Annotated in this window: 20 protein-coding genes and 1 riboswitch; of the genes, 11 read left to right on the plus strand and 9 right to left on the minus strand. The window is 69.2% G+C overall.

Annotation, left to right across the window (positions count from 1 at the left end):
- Positions 1-72: 72 nt before the first annotated feature.
- The 3 genes from EBN03_RS06195 to EBN03_RS06205 form a co-directional block, all read right to left on the minus strand.
- The gene (locus EBN03_RS06195; protein ID WP_122186956.1) at positions 73-456 is read right to left on the minus strand and encodes an RNA-binding S4 domain-containing protein; all 384 of its coding nucleotides are present in this window, start codon (positions 454-456) and stop codon (positions 73-75) included.
- Complete coding sequence (locus EBN03_RS06200; RefSeq protein WP_233608203.1) at positions 449-1111, minus strand: C40 family peptidase; 663 nt, start codon at positions 1109-1111, stop codon at positions 449-451. The genes EBN03_RS06195 and EBN03_RS06200 overlap by 8 nt, the downstream gene beginning before the upstream one ends.
- A 17-nt stretch (positions 1112-1128) precedes the next feature.
- A riboswitch (cyclic di-AMP (ydaO/yuaA leader) is annotated at positions 1129-1289 on the minus strand.
- Between the two features lie 297 nt (positions 1290-1586).
- Positions 1587-1877 (minus strand): hypothetical protein, encoded by a 291-nt coding sequence (locus EBN03_RS06205; RefSeq protein WP_122186957.1) that lies wholly within the window; start codon positions 1875-1877, stop codon positions 1587-1589.
- A gap of 86 nt (positions 1878-1963) precedes the next feature.
- On the opposite strand from EBN03_RS06205, the gene EBN03_RS06210 reads away from it, so the two are divergent.
- Positions 1964-3148: an AAA family ATPase gene (locus tag EBN03_RS06210; protein ID WP_122186958.1), complete on the plus strand. Its 1185-nt coding sequence runs from the start codon at positions 1964-1966 to the stop codon at positions 3146-3148.
- A gap of 127 nt (positions 3149-3275) precedes the next feature.
- On the plus strand, positions 3276-5219 hold the full coding sequence (locus EBN03_RS06215) for an acyl-CoA dehydrogenase family protein (protein ID WP_122186959.1): 1944 nt from the start codon (positions 3276-3278) through the stop codon (positions 5217-5219).
- 73 nt (positions 5220-5292) lie between these two features.
- On the opposite strand, the gene EBN03_RS06220 is transcribed toward EBN03_RS06215, so the two are convergent.
- Positions 5293-5724, minus strand: coding sequence for a cupin domain-containing protein (locus EBN03_RS06220; protein WP_122186960.1), 432 nt, complete (start codon positions 5722-5724; stop codon positions 5293-5295).
- A gap of 250 nt (positions 5725-5974) precedes the next feature.
- Between EBN03_RS06220 and EBN03_RS06225 the strand changes: the two genes are divergently transcribed.
- The 5 genes from EBN03_RS06225 to EBN03_RS06245 all read left to right on the plus strand — a co-directional run bounded on the left by EBN03_RS06225 (position 5975) and on the right by EBN03_RS06245 (position 11585).
- Complete coding sequence (locus EBN03_RS06225; protein WP_122187336.1) at positions 5975-6988, plus strand: alpha/beta fold hydrolase; 1014 nt, start codon at positions 5975-5977, stop codon at positions 6986-6988.
- A gap of 193 nt (positions 6989-7181) precedes the next feature.
- Entirely contained in the window at positions 7182-7472 is a 291-nt protein-coding gene (locus EBN03_RS06230) for a hypothetical protein (protein ID WP_122186961.1), read from the plus strand.
- Between the two features lie 541 nt (positions 7473-8013).
- A complete protein-coding gene (locus EBN03_RS06235) occupies positions 8014-8844 on the plus strand; it encodes a hypothetical protein (protein WP_122186962.1) in 831 nt (276 codons plus the stop codon).
- A 30-nt stretch (positions 8845-8874) separates the two neighbouring features.
- Positions 8875-10836 carry a fumarate reductase/succinate dehydrogenase flavoprotein subunit gene (locus EBN03_RS06240; protein ID WP_122186963.1) on the plus strand — a complete coding sequence of 654 codons (1962 nt, stop codon included), beginning with the start codon at positions 8875-8877 and terminating at the stop codon, positions 10834-10836.
- Between the two features lie 2 nt (positions 10837-10838).
- Positions 10839-11585 carry a succinate dehydrogenase/fumarate reductase iron-sulfur subunit gene (locus tag EBN03_RS06245; protein ID WP_122186964.1) on the plus strand — a complete coding sequence of 249 codons (747 nt, stop codon included), beginning with the start codon at positions 10839-10841 and terminating at the stop codon, positions 11583-11585.
- A 76-nt stretch (positions 11586-11661) separates the two neighbouring features.
- Here EBN03_RS06245 and EBN03_RS06250 read toward each other — a convergent pair whose 3' ends face one another.
- On the minus strand, positions 11662-11859 hold the full coding sequence (locus tag EBN03_RS06250; protein ID WP_122186965.1) for a hypothetical protein: 198 nt from the start codon (positions 11857-11859) through the stop codon (positions 11662-11664).
- A 69-nt stretch (positions 11860-11928) separates the two neighbouring features.
- Positions 11929-12825: a helix-turn-helix domain-containing protein gene (locus EBN03_RS06255; RefSeq protein ID WP_122186966.1), complete on the minus strand. Its 897-nt coding sequence runs from the start codon at positions 12823-12825 to the stop codon at positions 11929-11931.
- Between the two features lie 283 nt (positions 12826-13108).
- Between EBN03_RS06255 and EBN03_RS06260 the strand changes: the two genes are divergently transcribed.
- From EBN03_RS06260 to EBN03_RS06275, 4 genes are all read left to right on the plus strand, one after another.
- Complete coding sequence (locus tag EBN03_RS06260) at positions 13109-13402, plus strand: hypothetical protein (RefSeq protein WP_233608204.1); 294 nt, start codon at positions 13109-13111, stop codon at positions 13400-13402.
- Positions 13402-13695 carry a hypothetical protein gene (locus tag EBN03_RS06265; RefSeq protein WP_122186967.1) on the plus strand — a complete coding sequence of 98 codons (294 nt, stop codon included), beginning with the start codon at positions 13402-13404 and terminating at the stop codon, positions 13693-13695. The genes EBN03_RS06260 and EBN03_RS06265 overlap by 1 nt, the downstream gene beginning before the upstream one ends.
- Before the next feature lie 116 nt (positions 13696-13811).
- Positions 13812-14513 carry a hypothetical protein gene (locus EBN03_RS06270; RefSeq protein WP_122186968.1) on the plus strand — a complete coding sequence of 234 codons (702 nt, stop codon included), beginning with the start codon at positions 13812-13814 and terminating at the stop codon, positions 14511-14513.
- A gap of 89 nt (positions 14514-14602) precedes the next feature.
- The gene (locus EBN03_RS06275) at positions 14603-15355 is read left to right on the plus strand and encodes an SDR family oxidoreductase (RefSeq protein ID WP_122186969.1); all 753 of its coding nucleotides are present in this window, start codon (positions 14603-14605) and stop codon (positions 15353-15355) included.
- Positions 15356-15480: 125 nt separating this feature from the next.
- Here the strand turns inward: EBN03_RS06275 and EBN03_RS06280 are convergent, their stop codons facing one another.
- The 3 genes from EBN03_RS06280 to EBN03_RS06290 form a co-directional block, all read right to left on the minus strand.
- Complete coding sequence (locus EBN03_RS06280) at positions 15481-16404, minus strand: DNA-3-methyladenine glycosylase family protein (protein ID WP_122186970.1); 924 nt, start codon at positions 16402-16404, stop codon at positions 15481-15483.
- Between the two features lie 79 nt (positions 16405-16483).
- The gene (locus EBN03_RS06285) at positions 16484-19282 is read right to left on the minus strand and encodes an FAD-binding and (Fe-S)-binding domain-containing protein (RefSeq protein WP_233608242.1); all 2799 of its coding nucleotides are present in this window, start codon (positions 19280-19282) and stop codon (positions 16484-16486) included.
- Between the two features lie 202 nt (positions 19283-19484).
- Positions 19485-20453, minus strand: coding sequence for an NADP-dependent oxidoreductase (locus EBN03_RS06290; RefSeq protein WP_122186971.1), 969 nt, complete (start codon positions 20451-20453; stop codon positions 19485-19487).
- Positions 20454-20614: the final 161 nt, after the last annotated feature.

The raw sequence follows: 20614 nt of genomic DNA on the forward strand, positions 1-20614 counted from the left end.
CGGCAACCTCAGGCCGGCTGCCCGACCCGATGCGGGGATCGACCGGCCCTGCGGGACAGCGAATCGAACCGGCTACTGGGACGGGTGGCCCAGTAGCCGGTCGGTCTCGCGGCGTTCCCGTTTGGTCGGCCGCCCGGACCCGCGATCACGGCGGGGCTGAGCAGCCAGGATCTCCGGCGGCGGCGGTGGCGGCGACTTGTCGATGTAGCAGGTGACGGCGATCGGCGCGCCGACGCGCTTGTTCACCACCTGCTCGACGAGCACGATCCGTTCGAGTCCGCCGACGCGCAGCCGGATCTCGTCGCCCGGACGAACCGAATGGGCAGGCTTGACCGCGACGCCGTTGACGCGGACATGCCCGGCGCGGCACGCGGCCGCGGCGGCTGATCTGGTCTTGAACAGCCGTACTGCCCAGACCCAGGCGTCGACCCGGGCCGTGACGGGTGAATCAGGCAACGATGCGACGGGCGGTAACCACGTCGCTCGTGTTCAGCGGCGCGTAGCTGACCGTCTCACCGGACTGCGGGGCCTGCAGGATCTGGCCGTCACCGGCGTACATCACCACGTGGCCGCCACCATTGGTGACGAGCAGGTCGCCTGGCTGGAGGTCGTCGAGCGCTACCGGCTGACCGGCGTTCGACTGCTCGAAGCTGGTGCGGGGGATGTCGACGCCGGCCTGCTCGTAGGCCCACGAGGTGAGGCCGGAGCAGTCGAAGCCGCCGGGGCGGTTGCCGCCCCACACGTACTCGGTGCCGATCTGGCTCTTGGCGGCGTCGAGCGCGCGCTCGCCGGCGGTGTTCTGGACCTGCGGCTGACCGAACAGGCTGGGCATGGTGGGAACCTGGGCCGGCGCGAGGGCCTGCGGGTTCACGACCGCCTCGGCCGCCTTGATGTCGTCCGCATGGTCGGACAGCAGCTGGTTCGCCTGCGTGACCTGCTGGTCGAACTCCGGCGGAACGTCGAAGTTGCCGACCCCGGGAATGTTGAGGGTAGCGGCACCGGCCGAGAGGGCCGGGAAAGCGCCGGTCGTCACGGCAGCGGCTCCCATTACGAGCGCGCCCTTGACGGAGTTCGGCAGCTTGGATTCCCGCTGCATGCTGTGTTTACCCACCGAGCTTTTTCTCCTGCTTCTTCCTGCCCGTCCGCCGACCGGGTTAGCTGACGGGTTCGGGCCGGGAAGCTCGGCCCTACCGCTACGGCCTTGCGGCCGTAGCAGATTCACCCCGATAACCTGGGTCCCCGATTCGGTAACGGATCGAATCCGTGCACCGATTAGGCGGTGACCATCCGCGCCACTTCTGGGATGGAGTGACTGACTGCGTCTGGTCACGAGAAGATTACGACCCGTCCGCAGGGTTGTCTAGCCCGTGGCCTCGGCAAGCCACCCGAAGGGCGAAAATTCCTGCGGGAACACCGCAAACGGAATGTTTTGCCCAGGTAACGGAACTGTGTCGGCGAAACGGCTTCCGTTATCGAAACCGCCGGACACGCCGCCGCCACAGCGGATTCCGGCCGGGGCGCCGCGAAACTTCCGATCGGGAGAGTCATTCCCCAGCACCGCATACCGAGCAGATGTCTCGAATGCGTCACGATTCGTCAGGGGGGTTACCGGACTGTTCCAAGGCCGTGATGCGGCGTTCCGCGTCGGCCAGCGCCACCTCCAGCCGGCCCACCACCATCACCAGCGGACCGACCGCCAGATCGGCGACCAGCTGCGCATCGCCCACCCCGGTACCGATGACGGCCAGCAGGTTCGCGCGGATCTGCTGGGCCATCGCCGCGCCCGGCGGGATCCGCCAGGATTCGACCACCTTCGCGAGGGCCTCGGCGCGCGCCTCGTCGTCGAGATCGGATTCGTCGTATCCATCGGATGGCATGGCAGCGCTCACCTCTCGATAGGCGTTTCTAGGTCTTGGCTTAGACGAGCCGAGAATTTCCCCCGTCGACGCTACATTGGGCAAGCATGGACCCCGTACGGAATCCGTATGCTCCCGGCGCCGGACAGCGACCGCCCGAATTGGCCGGTCGCGACAAACAACTCGACGCCTTCGACGTCGTCCTGGAACGCGTCGCCGCCGGACGCCCGGAACGCAGCGTGATGCTCACCGGACTGCGCGGCGTGGGGAAAACGGTGCTGCTCAACCAGCTTCGCTCCAGCGCCCGGTCGCGGGGCTGGGGCACGGGCAAGCTCGAGGCGCGCCCCGACCAGGGCCTGCGCCGGCCGCTGGCCTCGGCCCTGCACATGGCCGTCCGGTCGATAGCCGCCGAACATCGCAATCCGGAGATGGTCGACGACTTCCTCGGCATTCTCAAGGCTTTCGCGCTGCGCGCGACCGCGGACAAGGGCATGCGGGACCGCTGGCAACCGGGCATCGACGTCCCCGCGGTGACCGGTCGCGCCGATTCCGGCGACATCGAGATCGATCTGGTGGAGCTGCTGACCGAGGCCGGGCAGCTAGTGGCCGGCACGGGTGTCGGCCTGGGCCTGTTCATCGACGAACTGCAGGACCTGGGCGCCGACGACATCTCGGCCATCTGCGGCGCCTGCCACGAACTGAGCCAGGAGTCGGCGCCGGTGATCGTGGTCGGCGCCGGGCTGCCGCATCTGCCCGCCGTGCTGTCGGCGTCCAAGAGTTACTCCGAGCGGCTGTTCGGCTACCACCGCATCGACCGGCTACCCCGGGAGTCCGCCGACCGCGCGCTGATCGCACCGGCCGAACGCGAGCAGGTGAAGTTCACCGACGAGGCCCTGGCGGCGCTGTATCGCAAGGCCGACGGTTACCCGTATTTCGTCCAGGCCTACGGCAAGGCGACCTGGGACGCCGCGGCGGACAGCCCGATCACGGCGGAGGATGTGGAGCTCGCCGCGCCGGCCGCGGAGGAGGAGCTGGCGGTCGGTTTCTTCGGCTCCCGTTACGAGCGGGCAACTCCCGCCGAGCGGGACTATATGCGGGCCATGGCGGATCTGGCCGGTGACGAGGGCCCGGTGTCGACCGCCGCGGTGGCGGCCGAGCTGGGCCGCAAGCCGGCCTCGGTCTCCCCTGCTCGGGACGGTCTGATCAAGAAGGGGCTGATCTACTCGGCCGAGCGCGGCACGATCGGTTTCACGGTCCCGCACTTCGGCCGGTATCTGCGGGGCGTCCAGTAACCCTTTATTTGCCTCTCTAGCGGGCCGATTAGAGATCGTTATAAACCGCAACCCGAACTACTACCGGCCGGTAACCCACGCTCCTACACTCGAATGTGACTCTGATCACCTCCGAGTAGGAGACGGCATGACTACTCATGCGAAGGTCGACGCCACCGAGGAACAAGCCCGGGCGCTGGTCGAGGAATCGCGCGAAACAACCTGGTCCAAACCGTCGTTCGCCAAGGAGATGTTCCTGGGCCGGTTCCGGCTGGATCTCATCCACCCGTACCCGAAGCCCTCCGCCGAAACGGCCGCCAAGACCGAGGAGTACCTGGAACGCCTGCGGGCTTTCATGGAGACCGTCGACGGCGGCGTGATCGAGGCGGAGTCCAAGATCCCCGCCGAATACGTCAAGGGCCTCGCCGACCTCGGCTGCTTCGGCCTGAAGATCTCGGAAGAGTACGGCGGACAAGGGCTTTCGCAGCACGCCTACAACCGGGCGCTGATGCTGGTCGGTTCGGTGCACCCCAGCCTGGGTGTGCTGCTGTCGGCCCACCAGTCCATCGGCGTACCCGAGCCGCTGAAGCTGGCCGGCACCGCCGAGCAGAAGCGAGAGTACTTGCCGCGCTGCGCGAAAGGCGCGGTCAGCGCCTTCCTGCTCACCGAGCCCGACGTGGGCTCGGACCCGGCCCGGATGGCGTCCACCGCGACGCCCACCGAGGATGGCGAGGCGTATCTGCTCAACGGCGTGAAGCTGTGGACCACCAACGGCGTGGTCGCCGAACTGCTCGTGGTGATGGCCCGGGTCCCGCGCAGCGAGGGACACCGCGGCGGTATCTCGGTCTTCGTGGTCGAGGCCGACAGCCCGGGAATCACTGTGGAGCGGCGTAATTCGTTCATGGGCCTGCACGGCATCGAGAACGGGGTCACCCGCATGCACGATGTGCGGGTGCCCAAGTCGAGCCTGATCGGCCGCGAGGGCGACGGCCTCAAGATCGCGCTGACCACCCTGAACGCGGGCCGGCTCGCGATCCCGGGAATGTGTGCGGCAGCGGGGAAATGGTCGCTCAAGATCGCCCGCGAGTGGAGCACGCACCGGGTGCAGTGGGGCCGCCCGGTCGGGCAGCACGGCGCGGTAGCGAGCAAGCTGTCCTTCATCGCCGCAACGAGTTTCGCGCTCGACGCGGTGCAGGACATGTCGGCCATGATGTGCGACGAGGACCGCAACGACATCCGGATCGAGGCCGCCCTGGCCAAGCTGTGGGCCACCGAGATGAGCTGCCGGATCGCCGACGAGCTGGTCCAGATCCGCGGCGGCCGCGGCTACGAGACGGCGGCCTCCCTGCGGGCGCGCGGCGAACGTGCCGTCGGCGCAGAACAATTGCTGCGCGATCTGCGGATCAACCGGATCTTCGAAGGGTCCAGCGAGATCATGCGGCTGCTGATCGCCCGCGAGATGGCCGACGCGCACATGGCCGCGGCCGGCGCTCTGGTGGACAAGAATTCCACCTTGGGTGCCAAGGCGAAGTCCGCGGTCGGGGCCACCGGTTTCTACGCCACCTGGTTCCCGAAGCTGGCGGTCGGCGTGGGCGCGCTGCCGGGCGTCTACGCCGAATTCGGGCCGCTGGCAAAGCATCTGCGGTTCGTGGAACGCAAGTCGCGCAAGCAGGCGCGAGCCCTGATGTACGCGATGGGCCGCTGGCAGGCCAAGCTCGAGTACCGCCAGGGCTTCCTGGGGCGCATCGTCGACATCGGCGCCGAACTGTTCGCGATCTCCGCGGCCTGCGTGCGGGCCCAGGAGATGCGGGCCGCCGGCGACCCGGACGCGGGCGCGGCGATGGAACTGGCCGACACCTTCTGCCGGCAGTCCCGGCAGCGGGTGCGGGCGCTGTTCGGTGAGCTGTGGGACAACACCGACGACGCCGACACCACGCTGACCAAGGGCATCCTCGAGGGCCGCTACCGGTGGCTGGAGGCCGGCGTGATCGATCCGAGCGAGGGCACCGGGCCGTGGATCGCCGAATGGGAGTTCGGCGCCTCGACCGAACCGAACCTGCTCAGCCCGTTCCTGCCGTCGACACGGCCCTGAGCCGAAGCGAACAGAATTCTGCCCCGATCTAGCCGAAAACCTAGATCGGGGCAGATCGATCTGCCCTCACCGGTCAGGCGACCCAGGCCGGCAGCAGGCGATCCCCGATCCGCTGCGCACATGCGGGAGCCGCGTCGGCCCCCGCCCGTCCGTTGGCGTCGAGGGTGTAGGCGAGCGCGCCGCCGCGCGCGCACACGATCGCCGCGAAGCCGCGCTCGGCATCGGCGAAGATCCGGCGCCGGACGTCGGCGGCCATGACGACGGTGTCGCCGGCGGCCACGGTCAGCTCGTCGGCGCCCAGTTCGATGCGGGCCGCGCCGCCGACCGCGGTCCACACCAGCTCGGTATCGAAGGCGTGGTCGGGCCCGGCCGCGCCGGGAGCCATGTCGACCTGCCAGACCGCGAGTTCGCCACCGCCCTGAGTGGGGGAGGCAAGCGTGGTCATGACGGCATTCGGGGTCTCGGTGCGGCGTCGTTCGTCGGCACGAATCATCGGCATGGTCATCAACTCCTCAGTAGTCAATTTACTTGACCAAATAGTCCAATAGATTGACCATTTCGTCAAGGCCCAGGTCCGCATGCCTTTCTGGCCATTTCTGCCCTCTGCGCTAGAAATCCGTAGAAAACTACGACTGCACAGCACGACCACCCGCCTCGACATCCGACAACGGGTCTGCAACTCCAGGTCACAGCCGATTAACGCGGCGACCCCGGAGCCCGACGACATGGATGACGGCGGATTCCAGGAGCACCCGATGACCATCCACACCGTGACCATCGACCCCCAGCCCGTCCCGCGCGCCCGGGCAGCTGATCACGACGGCCATCGCCACACCGTCGCCGCCGACGACGGCACCCCACTGTCGGTCCGCGACCACGGTCCCGCCGACGCGCCCCTGACCGTCGTGTTCGTGCACGGCCACTGCCTGCGCGGCGAGTCCTGGGCCTTCCTGCACCCGCACCTGCGACAGCACTGCGGCGGCCGGGTGCGGGTGGTCACCTACGACCACCGCGGGCACGGCGCGTCCGGCACCGCCGACGCCACCACCTACACCATCGACCAGCTCGGCCACGACCTCGACGCCGTCCTGCGCGCGATCGTGCCCACCGGCCCGATCGTGCTGGTAGGCCACTCGATGGGCGCCATGGTCCTGCTCAGCTACGCCCGTCAGTTCCCGGCGATGATCGGCACCCGCGTGATCGGCGCCGGCTTCATCGCGGGCACCTCCGGCCGGCTCACCACGATGGGGCTGGCCCGCTACCTCAACCGGCACACCGTCGGCTCGCTGCGCCTGGCGGTGCGCCGCGCCCCGCGCCTGATGTACGCCTCGAAGCGCCTGAGCCGCCGGCTGCTCACGCCGATCGTGCGCGAGGCCGCTCTGGGCACCCGCCGGGTCGGCCCGCGGGTGGTTGCGGTGGCCACCGCGATGATCAACGAGACCCGGCTCGAGACCATGGCCGGCTTCCTGGACTCGCTGATCCACTTCGACGAGACCGCGACCCTGCCGCAACTCGCCGACCTGCCCACGCTGGTCCTGAGCGGGTCGGCCGACCTGCTGGTGCCGTTCACGCATTCGGCGCTGCTGGCCGCGCAGCTGCGGCACACCGAACTGGTCCGGGTGGACGGCGCCGGACACAGCGTGATCCTGGAGCGCGCCGCCGAGGTCGGTGTGGCGGTGGCCGCGCTGACCGAGCGGGCACTGCACGCCTTCGCCGGGGCGCCACCGCAGCGGCCGGCGCCAGAGCTCGCGGGTGCGGTGGCGGGATGACGCGGACCGGCGTTCACTGGAGAGCAGCGGGGCGATCGACCCTGGTCGTGAACCCGCACAAAAAAGTGGACCGGAAAATTTCCGCAGGTACAGGTGCCGGAATCCACCGGATCCCGTACTGTGTTGTAGATCACGATGTGTGGTCGGTCACACGGCTCTGCCACGCGCCGGCACCCGATAGAGGAGGTTTCTCTTGACACGCAGCGAGATCGCGGAGCTCCGCTTCGCGGTAGGACAACTCCGGCAGTGCGTCACCACACTGCGGTCCCAGTACGGCGACGCGAACGTCGTGCGCCGGCTCGAGAACGACGTGGAGCGCCTCGGCCTCGACGCGGACGACTTCGAGCAGACACCCCCACAGCAGCAGCCCGCCGCCGGCCGGCAGGAGACCATCTACGTCCCCGACAGCAAGTCCGACGAGGCGGCCTGGATGGGCGCACAGGACGAGGGACTGGGCTTCCACTCCCGCCCCCGCACCAAGTAACCCCAGTCGGGCGGCGAGGGCCTCGGGCTGTCACATCGCCGCCCCCGCACCAAGTAACCCCAGTCGGGCGGCGAGGGCCTCGGCACCAGTAACCCCGCGGCTCGGACAACTTGTGGCTCCGGCATTTCCGGCACCACAGCGCTGAGCGCACATCGACCAGCACCGCCGGATGACACCGGCGCCGATCCCCACCCACATCGCGGGCCGGTCTCGTCCGGCCCGCGATTCACATTGCGCCACACCGCATTCGGCCCCGATTGCCCGCCGATCGCGCGGCGCCGAATCCGCGGCCGCACCGTCCGCGCCGCCCCCGGACCGAGCTGCCGGACCGCCGAAAGTGCGGCCGTAGCCAGACATTCGCGACCCTCACCAGGGAATTCGCCGCGCAAACTATGACCCAGATCACCCCCCGTCGAGCGTCGCTATATTCTTCCGACCGGGCACCTGTGATAGCCACGGTGTCGTAGGGTGCTCACCATCACAGTCCCTGCCGGAGGTAACGAATGACGTTCTTCGGGGTAGATCAGCGAGGCAGCCACCAGTGAGCGCCGCACCCACACGTGTCCCCACATCGGGCACCGGAGTTTTCTCGACCGGCCGCGCCGCGATCGCGGCCCGCACCCTGCGCACCGATCGATGGTGGGTGCCACCCGCCATCACGGTCGCCGGACTGGCGATCTTCGTCGGTTATGCGACGATCAGATCCTTTGTCCGAACGGCATATTGGGTTCCCGAGTACCACTACCTGACGCCGTTCTACTCTCCCTGCCTGTCCAGCTCGTGCGTGCCGGGGTCGAGCCATTTCGGCCACTGGTTCGGCGCGCTGCCGTCGTGGATCCCGCTCGGCTTCGTCGTGCTGCCGTTCCTGCTCGGGTTCCGCCTCACCTGCTACTACTACCGCAAGGCCTACTACCGCTCGGTGTGGTTCTCGCCGCCGGCCTGCGCGGTGGCCGAGCCGCACGCGAAATACACCGGCGAGACCAAGCTTCCGCTCATCATCCAGAACGTCCACCGCTACTTCTTCTACGCGGCGTTCGTGGTCTCGATCGTCAACACCTACGACGCGATCATGGCCTTCCACGGCCGCGACGGCGGTTTCGGTTTCGGACTCGGCAATATCGTCCTCACCGTCAATGTCGTTCTGCTGTGGGCATATACGCTCTCCTGCCACTCCTGCCGGCACATCGCCGGCGGCCGGCTCAAGCACTTCTCCGCACATCCGGTCCGGTACTGGTTCTGGACCCAGGTGTCCAAGCTGAACACCCGCCACATGGCGCTGGCCTGGACCACGCTGGGAACACTGATGCTCACCGACTTCTACGTGATGCTGGTGTCCTCCCACACGATCTCGGATCTGCGGTTCGTCCACTAATTTCCCTCTCTGCCAGGAGTATTCGGTTCCATGCCAGAAGTCGAACGGCACTCATACGACGTAGTGGTCATCGGCGCCGGCGGCGCCGGGCTGCGCGCTGTCATCGAGGCCCGGGAACACGGCCTGTCGGTCGCGGTGGTGTGCAAGTCGTTGTTCGGCAAGGCACACACCGTCATGGCCGAAGGCGGTTGCGCCGCCTCGATGGGAAATGCCAATGAGAAGGACAATTGGCAAGTCCACTTCAAAGACACCATGCGCGGAGGCAAGTTCCTCAACAACTGGCGCATGGCCGAACTGCACGCCCAGGAGGCTCCGGACCGCGTCTGGGAGCTGGAAACCTATGGCGCACTGTTCGATCGGACCGCCGACGGCCGGATCAGTCAGCGCAACTTCGGTGGTCACACCTATCCCCGGCTCGCCCACGTCGGTGACCGGACCGGCCTCGAACTCATTCGCACCATGCAGCAGAAGATCGTCTCGCTGCAGCAGGAGGACTTCGCCGAAACCGGCGACTACGAGGCCCGGATCAAGGTTTTCGCCGAAGTCACCATCACCGATCTGCTGACCGCGCCCGGCAAGGCCGGCACGAACGCCATTGCCGGCGCCTTCGGTTACTACCGCGAATCCGGCAACTTCGTCGTGTTCGAGGCGCCGGCCATCGTGTTGGCCACCGGCGGAATCGGCAAGTCCTACAAGGTCACCTCGAACTCGTGGGAGTACACCGGCGACGGCCATGCGCTCGCGCTGCGGGCCGGCGCGACGCTGATCAATATGGAGTTCCTGCAGTTCCATCCGACCGGCATGGTCTGGCCGCCGAGCGTCAAGGGCATCCTCGTCACCGAGGGTGTGCGCGGTGACGGTGGCGTGCTGGTGAATTCGGACGGCAAGCGCTTCATGTTCGATTACATCCCCACGGTGTTCAAGGGCCAGTACGCGGAGTCGATCGAGGAAGCCGACCAGTGGCTCAAGGACAACGACTCCGCCAGGCGCACACCGGATCTGCTTCCCCGCGACGAGGTCGCCCGCGCGATCAACGAGGAAGTCAAGGCGGGCCGCGGTACCGAGCACGGCGGCGTCTACCTCGACATCGCGTCCCGGCTACCGGCCGCGGAGATCGTGAAGCGGCTGCCGTCCATGCACCACCAGTTCAAAGAGCTCGCGGACGTGGATATTACGAAGGAGCCGATGGAGGTCGGCCCGACCTGCCACTACGTCATGGGTGGCATCGAGGTCGATCCCGACACCGGCGCGGCCAAGGTGCCCGGATTGTTCGCGGCCGGTGAATGTTCCGGCGGCATGCACGGTTCCAACCGGCTCGGCGGCAACTCACTGTCCGACCTGCTGGTGTTCGGCCGGCGGGCCGGTCTCGGTGCGGCCGAGTACGTCGAAGGGCTGGGCGGCACCCGGCCGGGGATCACCGAATCCGATCTCGAGACCGCGGCGAAAACCGCTCTGCTGGCGTTCGATCCACCGGCGGACGGCACCCCGGAGAACCCCTACACCCTGCACCACGATCTGCAGCAGACGATGAACGACCTGGTCGGCATCATCCGCAAGGAGCACGAACTGAAGCAGGCGATCGAGAAGCTCGCCGAGTTGCGGGAGCGCTTCGATCGGGTCAGCGTCGACGGCAAGCGGCAGTTCAACCCCGGCTGGCACCTGGCGCTGGACATGCGAAACATGTTGCTGGTCAGCGAATGTGTCGCGCAGGCGGCGCTGCTGCGGACCGAGAGCCGTGGCGGCCACACCCGCGACGACCACCCGGGCATGGACCCGTTCTGGCGGAACAAGCTGCTGGTCTGCAGCGTCGACCCCGACGACTTCGGGCAGACGGTGCCGGCTGCCACGGTCACCCCCGCCGACCAGATCCCCATGCGCGACGACCTGCTCGCCCTGTTCGACTACACCGAAGTCCAGAAGTACTACAGCCCCGCCGAACTCGCCGGTCACCCCGGCGCGACACCGGACTCGGGCGCGAAAGGGGAAGCCTAGCCATGGCTTACGACGCCCATTTCCGGGTCTGGCGAGGCGACACCGACGGCGGTGCGCTGCAGGACTACACGGTCACGGTCAACGAGGGCGAGGTGGTGCTCGACATCATCCACCGGCTGCAGGCCACGCAGGCACCCGACCTGGCAGTTCGCTGGAACTGCAAGGCCGGCAAGTGCGGATCCTGTTCCGCGGAGGTGAACGGCCGCCCCCGGCTGCTGTGCATGACTCGGATGTCGACCTTCACCCCGGACGAGATCGTCACTGTGACACCGATGCGGACCTTCCCCATCATGCGCGATCTGGTGACCGACGTGTCGTTCAACTACCGGAAGGCCAGGGAGATCCCCTCTTTCACGCCGCCGGACGATCTCAAGCCCGGTGAGTACCGGATGCAGCAGGTGGACGTGGAGCGCTCGCAGGAGTTCCGCAAGTGCATCGAATGTTTCCTGTGCCAGAACACCTGCCACGTGGTGCGCGACCACGAGGAGAACAAGGAAGCCTTCGCCGGCCCGCGCTATCTGATGCGCGTCGCCGAACTGGAGATGCATCCCCTGGACGTGGCCGACCGCCGCGATCTGGCCCAGGACGAGCTCGGCATGGGGCTGTGCAACATCACGAAGTGCTGCACCGAGGTCTGTCCCGAACACATCAAGATCACCGACAACGCCCTGATCCCCCTGAAGGAACGGGTAGCCGACAAGAAGTACGACCCCATCGTCTGGTTGGGGAACAAGCTGTTCCGCCGTTGAGAAACCCACTGTGCCCCGGCTCCGGCCGGGGCACAGTGCGGTTCGGGGTCGATCGCGTCGCGAGCCGCTGCCCGTCCTACAGTTGGGTGACCACCCCCAGCGCCACGAGTGCGAGCAGAACCCCGACGAGCACGGCAGTCACTGTCGCTCCGGTCATTACATACACGCCTACGGCCGAAACAGCGAAGAGGATGCCGACGATCGAACGTTCTACCCCGTCCCCCGGCAACACCTTGCGGTAACGGACCGGGGCGTTCTTGCGCCCACGTTCCATGCCTAACGGGCTACCCGGCCCTCCCGGGACCAAACACCTTTCCGCGGCCGGGCAGCCGTCGTGGCGTGACTAGGCCGCTGCGTATTCCTTGCCGAGCTGCCGCAGCAGCCGCCGCGTCTCGGGTACGTCCAGGGCGCAGGCGGCCAGCGCGGCGTGCGCTCGCCGGTACCGGTCCACGTCCGCGGCGCGTTCCAGGTACAGCTCGCCGGTGAAGCCCTGTACATAGACCACCGGGGGTTCGCCGGCGCGGCCCTTGGCGTCGGTGCCGAAGCCGAGAATGACGTACGGGCCGGTCGGCAGGCCCAGTGGCATCCCCGCAGCGAACGGCAGCACGCGCAGCGTGACGTGTTCGCGGGTGCTCAGGTCGGCCAGGTGCCGCAACTGCGCCGCCATGACGCGCGGACCGGCCACCAGTCGCCGCAGGACCGACTCGTCGAGGACGACGTCGACAGTCGCCGGGTGGTTGCGGCGATTGATCGGCGCCTGGCGCTGCACCCGCAGCGCGACCCGCCGCTCCACCTCGGCATCGGTTGCGTCCGGATTGTCCAGGCGATACAGCGCCCGCGCGTAGTCGGCGGTCTGCAGCAAACCCGGCACCAGTTCGGATCGATACGAGACGAATTGCTGCGCAGCGGCTTCCAGCCCGACATAGACGTCGAAACTCTCCGGGATCGCGTCGTCGTAGGCGTGCCACCAGCTCTGCACCACCGACTGGGAAGCCAAACCCTCCAGCCCCTCGGCGATTTCGCCCGGAATGCCGTAGATGCGACAGAGTTCCCGAATATCGATGAGCCGGATACGATCCGAATGACCCGTTTCGAGACGTTGCAGCGTGCTGGCCCCCCACTCCATCAGGCGAGCGGCGTCGGCTATGGTCAGGCCCGACTGAGTTCGCCAGTCCCGCAGATACTTTCCCAATTGCCGCCGTGGCACGGTCGAGGTCGTATTCGCCGGTTCTCGCGACATCGCAGACTCCGTTCCCCGGGCGCGCGGCCGTCCGCACCCGGCGGCCGGCCACCTCCCGGCATCTCGAGCGACGGGGGTTCTCATCCACTATGGAGAATGTTCCTCCCCCAAGTGGTTTCGATGCTGGGAATTCGCGCCAATTAGCTCCGGATCGTCGAGTCGAGGCCCGCGAATCTCCGGCATACCGGATGCTGGAGGTATGCCCGGGATGGTGGCGGCCTGCCCGAACAGCTGTCACGGAACACCGGGTCCGGTACGGAATCGCTTGCAGGAACGAGGAGTCATGGCTGTTCATGTCATTCCGATCCCAGACAGCACCGCCGACCGACCAGCCGACGACGGCGGCTGCGGCTACCCCACCGAAGTAGGTGTGGCAATCCTCCAGCATCAATTGCCACCGTTGCCCGGTTTGCTCGGTTGCCACACCGATCCGGGCCCGCTCACCGTCCAACAGGCGCACGCGGCAATGCAATTGCACCTCGACTGCACCGTCGACACCTGCCGGATCCGGCGGGCCGCGCGCACGGTGCTCGTCGAGTCGAGACACTGCGTCCTCGACGAACGGGCACTGCCGTGATGCCCGACCTGGCGCCCGCGTACGGGCGCACCGTGGTCCCGCTCCCGCCGCAGCGCCGCACCGGAGCCCGGCACGCCGCCGGCCCCGGCCGTCCGCCCTCCCCCGTCACCGCCCTGCCCCTGCCGCCGCGCAGCACCGGGGGCCGGCACGCCGCACCCGAACCGGGTGCGACCACGCCCCGGCCCCGGCACGCCACGCTCACCCGCTCCGACCGAGCGGTGCTGTGGTTGTGCGGATCCCTGCTCGCGGTCCGGACCATGGTGGCGGGCAGCCATCCGATCGACCCGGTCTGACCGGATAATCCCGTTCGTCTCGCCTTGCGCTCCCAGCTCCGCCACCTATCCTTGCTCGATATCCGGGGCGGGTGCGGAGAAGCGGTTCCTGCTCGAGTTGTGCGAGAGGAACCCGCATGCGCGGCAGGCAGTACCGCGAGGCCGACGAGTGGGCCGACGACGACGCCGACGAACGGTGGCCGATCACCGAATCGGAGGACGAACGCTGGGAGTCGGCCCGCCGGCGTGCCGCCGTGCTATCGGGAGCGGCCGAGCGGCCCGTCGTCAACCCGTACGCGATCGTCGCGCTCGCGGCTGCCCTGTTGTTCCTGGTGCCGGTGGCGATTGTGTTCGGGTTGCTGGCGTTCTCGCACCCCAAGGGAAAGGCCATGGCCGTCGTCTCGGTGCTGCTCGGCATCGTCGAGGCGGCGGTCCTGGCCGGGGTGCTCACGATCATGGGCGCGAAACTGCCGCACGACCTCTCGTCGAACGCCACCGGAACCGTGGCGGTCACCACCACCGCGACGACCGCCGCGCCCGTCCCCACCACCGTCGCGCCGACCACGCCGGCGGCCCCGCCCGAGGCGGTCGCCGGAACCGCCTGCACTCCAGCCCAATCGGCGCTGATCGGGCAGGCCAGCGACGGAACCACCGTCATCTGCCTGCACAGCGGTAACGGATACCGCTGGGCCGGGCCCTACACCCTGTCCACCACCGCTCACGACGCCGGAACGCCGTGCACCGCGGGCACCGACAAGGGCGCGCGGACCGCGGACGGGCACGCACTGGTCTGCGAACGCTCGGGATCGGCCACCACCTGGGCGCTCTGGGTGGAGTGACGGCGCGTCGTTACCCGCGAGTCGCGAGTAACCAGCTTGACGCGCGCGGCCCGGCCGGTGGGTTGCGCCGATCCCTTTACACTTTCGGCATGACCGAACGTATTGCAGTTGTTTCCGGTGCGGCGCGCGGAATCGGAGCCGCGGTCGCACAGCGACTGGCCGCCGACGGTATGAAGGTCGGGGTGCTCGACCTGAACGCCGAGGCGTGCGCCGAGACGGTCGCGGCCATCACCGGCGCCGGCGGGCAAGCCGTCGCGCTGGGGGCCGACGTCAGCGACGAGGCCGCCGTCATCGCCGCGGTGGACGAGCTCACCGCGACGCTCGGTGCGCCGACGGTCGTGGTCAACAATGCCGGCATCCTGCGCGACAACCTGATCTTCAAGATGAGCGTGGACGACTGGGACGCGGTCATGAACGTGCACCTGCGCGGCGCGTTCCTGCTGACCCGGGCGGCACAGGCGCACATGGTCGCCGCGGGCTGGGGCCGGATCGTGAACATGTCCAGCACCTCCGCGCTCGGTAACCGCGGCCAGGTCAACTACTCCACCGCCAAGGCCGGCCTGCAGGGCTTCACCAAGGCCCTGGCCAAGGAACTGGGCAAGTTCGGGGTCACCGCGAACGCCATCGCCCCCGGCTTCATCGCCACCGACATGACCGCCGCCACCGCCGCCCGCCTGGGTGTCTCGGTCGAGGACTTCCACGCCAGCGTGGCCGCCCAGACCCCGGTGCAGCGGGTCGGCACGCCGGCCGATATCGCGCACACCGCGTCGTTCCTGGTCAGTGAGGGCGCGGGATTCGTGTCCGGCCAGGTGATCTACGTGGCCGGCGGTCCGATGGACTAGATCCGGGATTTACTGAAGCCGAATTCAGCGGTCCCGCTGCAACATTCGTCTGCGGCGGGGCCGCTGTCGTTTCAGCGAGCTCGATTCGCTCGTCCCGCCAGGGGACAGCCGCCCCACGACCCGGCCTAGATTCCGCTGATGTCCACCAGCGAGGTGCGCGGGCCGAACTTCGGTTTGTGGGCGAAGCCCGCGGCCTGGAGCAGGCGGATCGCTCGATAGCGGTGGGGGCGTAGGGGTTCCAGATACTCGACCATGGCTTCGTCGTCGAGCGGGCGCCCGAGCAGGGTCCAGCCGACCATGGCGGCGAGGTGGAAGTCGCCCACCGACAACGCATCCGGGTCACCCAGGGCCCGTTGGGCTACTTCCGCCGCCGTCCACACGCCGACACCGGGCACGGCGCGCAGGCGTTCGGCGGCTGCCGCGTGGTCCATGGTCGCGGCCTGTTCCAGCTTGTCGGCCATCCGGGCGGCGAGCACGATCGTCTTGGCGCGCTGCGGATCCACGTTGGCGCGGTGGAAGGTCCAGGACGGGATCCGGCGCCAGACCTCGGCGGTGGGCGGCAGCCGCATGGGCTCGGGCGTCGGGCCCGGCGCGGGATCACCGAACTGCCCCACCAGTTTTCGCCACGAGGCGTGCGCCGAGACGGTGTGCACCCGCTGTTCCAGGATCGCGGGGACGAGCGCCTCGAACACCTGCCCGGTGCGCAGCATCCGCAGCCCGGGGAACCGGCGGTGCGCCTCGGCGATCAGCCGGTGTTCCGGGGCGAAGCCGGCGACGTCCTCATCCAGGCACAGCATGTGCGAGAGGCGGTCGAGGAACTCCGCGCTGCCGGGACCCCAGGCGCGGACCGTCACCGTGTCCGGCGCGCCTTGCGTGAAACGCGCCGTGACCGGGCCGGTCGCCGTCCGCGAGGCGTGCCAGTGCGCACCACCGGCGGTCACCCGATGGCAGGGGTCACCGGGGCCGCGCCGCAGCGGCGCCAAGGTCAGGGCCAGGTGAACGGGGCGGCCGGCGGTCACCGTGCGCTCCGCGCCGTTCCTGTCCGACATGCTGCCATTGTGCCTGAGGCCGCAACCCCGTTCCGGCGGCGGGTCCGCCCCGTTGTCCTGCGAGTATGTCACACGGCTATCAATGCAGGAACTGTGCCAGGTGGGTGCCGGTTCGGCCGCCGAGCTGCAGCGCCTGGGTGCGGCAGGAGAAGCCGTCGGCCAGCAGGACCGCGTCACCGTGGTCGCGCAGCGCGGGCAGCAGCCCGTTCTCGGCCACGGCGGCCGAGATGTCGTAGTGGCCGGCCTGCATCCCGAAATTGCCTGCCAGACCACAACATCCGGCGATCTCGGTGACCTCGGCGCCCGCCCGGGCCAGGATCCGGCGGTCGGCGTCGAAGCCCGCTGTCGCGTGCTGGTGGCAATGCGGTTGCACCACAACCGATGTGCCGGTGCGGTCGGGTGGCTGCCAGCCCGGTTGCGCGTCCAGGAACTCCGCCAGGGTCCGCACCGCGGCGGCGGTCGGGGCGGCGCGCGGGTCGTCGGGGAGCAGCTCGGGCAGATCCGAGCGAAGGACCGCGGTACACGACGGTTCCAGCCCGATCACCGTGCCGCCCGCGCGCACGTGCCCGTCCAGCTCGGTGAGAGTGGCGCGCAACCGTTTCCGCGCGCCGTCCAGCTGACCGGTGCTGATCCAGGTCAACCCGCAGCACACCCGGCGTTCGACCGGGCGCACCCGGACGCCGGTCGACTCTATGAGTTCGATTGCGGCCCAGGCGATATCGGGATCGAAGGTGTCGGTGAACGTGTCCACCCACAGCAGCACGCCCGGACCGCCCGGCGGTCCGGTGCGATCGGCCCGGGAGGCCCACTGCTGCCGGAAGGTTCGGTCCGCCAGCACCGGAATCTCGCGGCGCGCATCCATTCCCGCCGCCCGCAACCCCCACCGGCGCAGGAAGGAATTCGCCGCCAGCGCATTGGCCACGCGTGGCAGCCGAGAGGCCGCGGCCAGCCAGCTGGGCAGCCGGCCCAGCACGTAGTGGTCGCGGGGGCGCAGCCGACCGGCGTAGCGGTGGTGCAAGACCTCCGACTTGTAGGTGGCCATGTCGATCCCGGCGGGGCATTCGGATCGGCATGCCTTGCAGGACAGGCACAGATCGAGGGACTCGGCCACCGCCACGGACCGGGGATCCAGCTCCCCGCGCACCACCTCCTGCAGGACCCGGGCCCGGCCGCGGGTGCTGTCCTTCTCGTCGGCGGTGGCCAGAAACGACGGGCACATCACACCGCCGGAACCGCGAGAATCCGCCCGGCACTTGCCGATTCCGACACAGCGGTGCACTGCGGTGGCGAGATCGCCGTCGCCCGGGTAGGCGAAGCCGCCCGCCGCCGGCCAGATGGGCACCCCCGGCAGGCGCAGATCGGCGTCGACCGGCCTGGGGCGCACCAGAACTCCCGGGTTGAGCAGGTCGTTCGGATCGAACAGCGCTTTGAACTCGGCGAACGCGGCCAGGACGGCGGGGGAGTACATGCGGGCCAACAGTTCCGAGCGCGCCCGGCCGTCACCGTGCTCGCCCGACAGCGAGCCGCCGAACCGCACCACCTGATCTGCCGCGTCGAACAGGAAGGACCGGAACCGGCTGGGCGCCACCGCGATCGGCAGATCGAGCCGGACGTGGATACAGCCGTCGCCGAGGTGCCCGTAGAGCAGGCCGTCGACGCCGTGATCGCGCATCAGCTCGCCGAATTCGCGCAGGTAGGCGCCGAGCCGTTCCGGGGGAACGGCCGCGTCCTCCCAGCCGGGCCAGGCCGGGCGGCCGTCGGGAGTGCGGCCGGCCAGCCCGGCGCCGTCGGCCCGAATCCGCCACAGTCGGGCGGCATCCCGTGCGTCGATGACGATCCGGCTGTCCTGCGCGTGCGCGGTCCGGCACAGTTCGACTGCCCGCGCCCGGGCCTCGTCGCCGGTCTCGGCCGCGAGTTCGACGAACATCCAGCCGCCTCCGCGCGGCAGCTCCGGCACCGAACCACGATGTGCCCGAACGGTATCCACCAGCCGGGCGTCGATCCCCTCGACCGCGATCGGCGCGGCGGCCAGCACCGTCGCCACATCGTCCGCGGCAGTTGCCATATCGGGGTAACCGAGCACGACCAGAACGGTGGCGCGGGGGAGTGGCACGAGTCCGACGGTGGCGTCGAGCAGCAGCCCGCAGGTGCCCTCGGTGCCGACAAAGGCCTTCGCGACCGCCGAACCCTGTTCCGGCAGTAGATGTTCCAGCGCGTACCCAGACGCCTGGCGCCCGAACCGGCCGAGTTCGGTGCGCACTGTCGCCAGCCGGGACCGGGTGAACTCCGGCAACCCGGGGACCGCCGCGAGGTCGTTGCCGAGGACGCGTTCGCTGCCCGTACCGTCGATGATCCGGACCTGCCGCACGGCCCCCGACGTGCGCCCCCACGCCACGGCCCGCGGCCCGCACGCGTTGTTGCCGATCATGCCGCCCAGCGTGCAGCGGTCCTGCGTCGACGGATCGGGACCCAGCCGGAGCCCGTGCGGCGCAGCTCGTCGCTGCAACGCGGCCTGCACTACCCCGGGCTGGACCCGCGCCACGCCCGCCGCCGGATCCAGTTCCAGAATCGCGTTCAGGTGCCGGCTGAAGTCGAGCACCAGACCGGGCCCGATCGCGTTCCCCGCCACCGAGGTACCGGCACCCCGCGCCGTGATCGACAGCCCCTCCGCGCGCGCGAACCCCAGGGCCGCTGCCACATCCGCGTCCGACCGCGGAAACACCACGGCCGCCGGCGGCACCCGGTAATTGGACGCGTCCGAGGAGTATTCGGCCCTCCGCCGCGGTGACGCGTCCACCTCACCGTCGAGCACTTCACGCAAACCGCGCACCCAGGCAGGCTCACCCACCCCCGCCACCGGCCCGACTCCCCGCGCCACCTCGGTCACCGGTCCAGCCTAGTCAGTGCGAGTCGCTGTCCGGCGCGATAGACGGCGGCCCGGGACACCAGCCCGTCGCCGCAGCGAGCAGGTAGGCCGGCCGCATCGGGGACCGGGTACTGCCATGATGCCCTGGGCGGGTTGCGGGCCTACCGGGGACCGGAACTGCCACGATGCGCTAGGCGGGTTCGGGCCCGGTCGTCTAGCTGGTCAGAAGCACAATCTTGCCCAGCGCACGGCCGGTTTCGCTGTCGATCTGCGCGCGGGCCGCGTCGGCGAGCGGGTAGGTGCGCGGTGGGGCCGGGAGGTGGAATGTGCCGACGGCGAGCAGGTCCGCGGCGCGTTCCACGGCGTCCAGGTCGGGCGGACCGCCGGCGGAGAAGGCCACGCCCTTCGATGCGGCGGCGGGGTCGACGAAGGTGACGATGCGGTCGGTGCCGCCGCGCAGTTCGATGGCGGTGTCGAGGAAATCGTGGCCGGCGCAGTCGAGCACGGCGTCCACACCGTCGGGAGGCTGAATCCGATGCCGCAGCTCCCGAGAGCCTACGTGGTTACGCTCCGCTGCCGCCTCCGGCCCGCCGGTTCGCTGCAGCGCGCGCACCCGGTCGGCGAGACCCGCGCCGTAGGTGGTCGCGAGCGCGCCGAGTCCGGTCACGACCTGCTGATTGGCGGCCGACGCGGTGCCGATCACGGTCGCGCCCAGCCGGCGGGCGAACTGCACCGCCATCGCGCCGACCGCACCGGAGGCGCCGTGGACCAGCAGCGTCTCCCCGGCCTGCAGATCGAGTTCGTGCAGGCCGCGGGCGGCGGTGGCCGCGGCGACCGGTACGGCGGCCGCCTCGGCGAAGGACAGTTCCTCGGGTTTGGCGACCAGATTCTCGCCCACCGCGTAGTCGGCGTAACCGCCCGCGCCCCAGCCCAGCACCTCGTCGCCGACCTTCCAGTGCGCCTGTGGGCCGACCGCGTCCACCACGCCGGCGACCTCGAATCCGGCGCGGCGGGGGAGCGGGCCACCGGGGATGAACCCGGCGCGCATCTTCCAGTCGGCGGGGTTGACGCCCGCGGCCCGGACCGCGACTCGGACCTGGGCATCCACCGGTTCGGGCACGGGCAGATCCACCAGTTCGAGGACCTCCGGACCGCCGAGCGACGCGTACTGGATCGCCTTCATGCTCGAAACACTAGGGCCTCACCGATCGATCCGGGCAAAACGGCACGGCCGGATTTCGCCGTCGGCGAAGCCTGGGCCGGAAGCCGTTGACCTGAACTTTTGTTGAGGTCCTAGTGTCAGTGGTCCGGGGTTGAATTACCCGGACGAGCAGGACCGGGAGG

The organism is Nocardia stercoris, assembly GCF_003696265.1.
Taxonomy (GTDB): domain Bacteria; phylum Actinomycetota; class Actinomycetes; order Mycobacteriales; family Mycobacteriaceae; genus Nocardia; species Nocardia stercoris.

What these genes read in the sequence shown, in the direction of transcription:
- EBN03_RS06290 (WP_122186971.1), bottom strand. Translation starts at nt 20,453, where the DNA reads ATGAAGGCGATCCAGTACGCGTCGCTCGGCGGTCCGGAGGTCCTCGAA.
- EBN03_RS06225 (WP_122187336.1), top strand. Translation starts at nt 5,975, where the DNA reads ATGACCATCCACACCGTGACCATCGACCCCCAGCCCGTCCCGCGCGCC.
- EBN03_RS06270 (WP_122186968.1), top strand. Translation starts at nt 13,812, where the DNA reads ATGCGCGGCAGGCAGTACCGCGAGGCCGACGAGTGGGCCGACGACGAC.
- EBN03_RS06240 (WP_122186963.1), top strand. Translation starts at nt 8,875, where the DNA reads ATGCCAGAAGTCGAACGGCACTCATACGACGTAGTGGTCATCGGCGCC.
- EBN03_RS06215 (WP_122186959.1), top strand. Translation starts at nt 3,276, where the DNA reads ATGACTACTCATGCGAAGGTCGACGCCACCGAGGAACAAGCCCGGGCG.
- EBN03_RS06265 (WP_122186967.1), top strand. Translation starts at nt 13,402, where the DNA reads ATGCCCGACCTGGCGCCCGCGTACGGGCGCACCGTGGTCCCGCTCCCG.
- EBN03_RS06220 (WP_122186960.1), bottom strand. Translation starts at nt 5,724, where the DNA reads ATGACCATGCCGATGATTCGTGCCGACGAACGACGCCGCACCGAGACC.
- EBN03_RS06250 (WP_122186965.1), bottom strand. Translation starts at nt 11,859, where the DNA reads ATGGAACGTGGGCGCAAGAACGCCCCGGTCCGTTACCGCAAGGTGTTG.
- EBN03_RS06245 (WP_122186964.1), top strand. Translation starts at nt 10,839, where the DNA reads ATGGCTTACGACGCCCATTTCCGGGTCTGGCGAGGCGACACCGACGGC.
- EBN03_RS06260 (WP_233608204.1), top strand. Translation starts at nt 13,109, where the DNA reads ATGGCTGTTCATGTCATTCCGATCCCAGACAGCACCGCCGACCGACCA.
- EBN03_RS06255 (WP_122186966.1), bottom strand. Translation starts at nt 12,825, where the DNA reads ATGTCGCGAGAACCGGCGAATACGACCTCGACCGTGCCACGGCGGCAA.
- EBN03_RS06210 (WP_122186958.1), top strand. Translation starts at nt 1,964, where the DNA reads ATGGACCCCGTACGGAATCCGTATGCTCCCGGCGCCGGACAGCGACCG.
- EBN03_RS06205 (WP_122186957.1), bottom strand. Translation starts at nt 1,877, where the DNA reads ATGCCATCCGATGGATACGACGAATCCGATCTCGACGACGAGGCGCGC.
- EBN03_RS06275 (WP_122186969.1), top strand. Translation starts at nt 14,603, where the DNA reads ATGACCGAACGTATTGCAGTTGTTTCCGGTGCGGCGCGCGGAATCGGA.
- EBN03_RS06280 (WP_122186970.1), bottom strand. Translation starts at nt 16,404, where the DNA reads ATGTCGGACAGGAACGGCGCGGAGCGCACGGTGACCGCCGGCCGCCCC.